The following is a 2,458-nucleotide window of genomic DNA, read 5'->3' as shown; positions in this document are numbered from 1 at the left end:
CCGGCTTTCTGGCTTCGCCGCTCCTCCAGCCGCGGGAACAGCTCTGCAACTTTCTGAAAATCCCACGGGCCGGGGCGCGCTGCAGCCGTCAGGTTTTCCTCAACCGTCAGCGGCGCAAAGCAGCGCCGCCCTTCGGGCACCAGCCCGACGCCCAGCCGGGCGATTTTGTACGACGGCAGCTGGCGCAGATCATGGCCCTCAAACCGCAGCTCTCCCTTGGTGGCTGCGAGCATCCCGCAAATGGTCTTGATGGTGGTGGATTTTCCCATGCCGTTGCGGCCCATCAGCGCCACAACCTCGCCCTCGGCGATTTCCAGGTCGACCCCGAACAGGGCCTGCGCCGGACCGTAGGCGGCTTCAACCCCCTGTAAATACAGCAGGTTCATGCGGCGTCCTCCTCTCCCAGATAGGCGCGGCGCACCTCGGCGTTGGCGCGGATATCGGCGGCAGTCCCGGTGGCAATGATCTGGCCATAGACCAGCACGCTGATCCTGTCGGCCAAGGCAAAAACCGCATCCATGTCGTGTTCAACCAAAAGGATCGGCGCCTCCTGCCGCAAATCATCCAGAAAGCCGGTCAGCGCCTTGGACCCGGCGCTGCCCAGCCCGGCCATCGGTTCGTCCATCAGGAACAGTTTTGGCTGCAGCGTCAGCGCCACGGCCACCTCCAGCTGGCGGCGCTGGCCGTGCGACAGGTCAGCGGTGCGGCGGCCGGCGTCATCACTCAGGCCGACACGTTCCAGCGCATCGCGCGCCGGTTCCAGCAGCGCCGGATCCTTCATCACATTGCGGAACAAACGGTACGGGCGCCCCTGTCCGCCAAGCGCCCCCAGAACCGCGTTCTGCAGAACGGTGTACTCCATCGCCAGCGCCGAAATCTGGAACGTCCGCCCCAGCCCCATCCGCGCCCGCGCCACGGTATCCAGCGCGGTCACGTCGCGGCCCAGCAGCTCCACCTTGCCGCTGTCTGGCGCGATATTGCCCGCGATCTGCTTGATCAGCGTTGATTTCCCGGCCCCGTTCGGCCCGATCAGCGCGTGGATTTCACCGGGCCGCACGTCCAGCGAGACATCGCGGCTCGCCTGCAATGCACCAAAGCTCTTGTTCAGTTTTTTGGTTCTCAGAACCGCATCAGCCATGTGCCTTCTCCCGTCCTGCCAGCGCCCCGATCAGCCCGCCTCGGGCAAACAGCACGATCAGCAGCAGCAGCAGCCCGAGAAAAATCTGCCAGTAGTCGCTGATCCCGCCCAGAAGATGCTCCAGCAGAATATACAGCGCGGCGCCCGCCACCGGGCCGTACAGCCGTCCGACTCCGCCGAGGATCACAAAAATCATGATCTCGCCGCTAGTGTGCCAGCTGAGCATAGTGGGGCTGACAAAGCGGTTAAGGTCGGCAAACAGCGCCCCGGCCAGCCCGGTGATGGCGCCGGAAATCACAAAGGCCGTCAACCGCAGGGTAAAGGGTGTGAGACCCACCGCCTCTACCCGGTCCTCATTCTGGCGCGCAGCGGCCAGCGCCAATCCGAATGGCGAGCGCGCCAACCGTGCGGCGAAAAACAGCGCCAGGCACAGGATTACATAGGCAATCGCAAAAAACTGGATCGGGTCCAAGGTGTTGAGACCAGGGAATTCATTGCGGACCCAGATCGACAGCCCGTCCTCGCCGCCATAAGCGCTCCAGCTGATCGCGAAGTAGTACAGCATCTGCCCAAAGGCGAGCGTGATCATGATGGAATAGACACCCGATGTGCGCAGGGACAGCGCGCCGATCACCAGCGCGGCCGAGGCACTGGCGGCAACCGCCACCAGCCAGATCAGCGGCATCTGGTTGCTGCCTTCAAAAAGGAACGGCCAGCCGAACAGCGGCTCATAGTTCTGGGCGTGGGCAGCAAGGATGCCCATGGCATAGCCGCCAATGCCGAAAAATGCCGCATGGCCAAGGCTGATCAGCCCGCCCTGCCCCAGCGCGATGTTCAGCCCCACCCCGGCCAGCGCCAGGATCGCAGCCTTGGTCGCCAGGGTGATGATGAACGGCTCATCCAGCGACCAGGCCGCCAGCGGAACGAACAAGAGCGCCGCAATCATCGCCCAGTTCAGCATGTATTCACGGGTCAGCATCAGGCGCTCCCTCCATAAAGGCCCGACGGGCGCACCAGCAGAACACCGGCCATCAGGATGTAAATCAGCATCGATGCCAGCGACGCCCCGGCCGAGGCTGCGCTGGCAGGCTCCATGAACAGGGTGAAAAGCCGCGGCAGGAACACCCCGCCCAAAGTATCGGTCATCCCCACCAGCAGCGCGCCGGCAAGGGCGCCCTTGATCGAACCGATGCCGCCGATGACGATCACCACAAAGGCCAGGATCAAAACCGGCTCACCCATGCCGACCTGCACCGATTGAATGGCGCCCACCAGCGCGCCGGCCAGCCCGGCCAATGCGGCGCCAAGGGCGAACACCAG

The 2,458-nt window shown here is 64.2% G+C and carries 3 protein-coding genes and 1 pseudogene; all 4 read right to left on the bottom strand.

Features of this window, described 5'->3' with window-relative positions; translation table 11 throughout:
- Positions 1–386, bottom strand: a 386-nt coding sequence (locus tag A2I95_RS31630) for an ABC transporter ATP-binding protein (protein WP_291736189.1), incomplete at its 3' end; no start/stop codon positions are given.
- Positions 383–1,138: an ABC transporter ATP-binding protein gene (locus A2I95_RS31625; RefSeq protein WP_291736187.1), complete on the bottom strand. Its 756-nt coding sequence runs from the start codon at positions 1,136–1,138 to the stop codon at positions 383–385. The genes A2I95_RS31625 and A2I95_RS31630, both read right to left, overlap by 4 nt.
- Positions 1,131–2,114 carry a branched-chain amino acid ABC transporter permease gene (locus A2I95_RS31620; protein WP_291736191.1) on the bottom strand — a complete coding sequence of 328 codons (984 nt, stop codon included), beginning with the start codon at positions 2,112–2,114 and terminating at the stop codon, positions 1,131–1,133. Before A2I95_RS31620 ends, A2I95_RS31625 begins: the two co-directional genes overlap by 8 nt.
- 2 nt (positions 2,115–2,116) lie before the next feature.
- Positions 2,117–2,458, bottom strand: a pseudogene (locus A2I95_RS31615) (branched-chain amino acid ABC transporter permease); the annotation flags it as partial.

The organism is Leisingera sp. F5 (assembly GCF_001593695.1).
This window is presented reverse-complemented; position numbering and strand designations above follow the sequence as displayed.

Excerpts from the sequence above, each read along its gene's own strand:
- A2I95_RS31625 (WP_291736187.1), bottom strand. The coding sequence starts at position 1,138 with ATGGCTGATGCGGTTCTGAGAACCAAAAAACTGAACAAGAGCTTTGGT.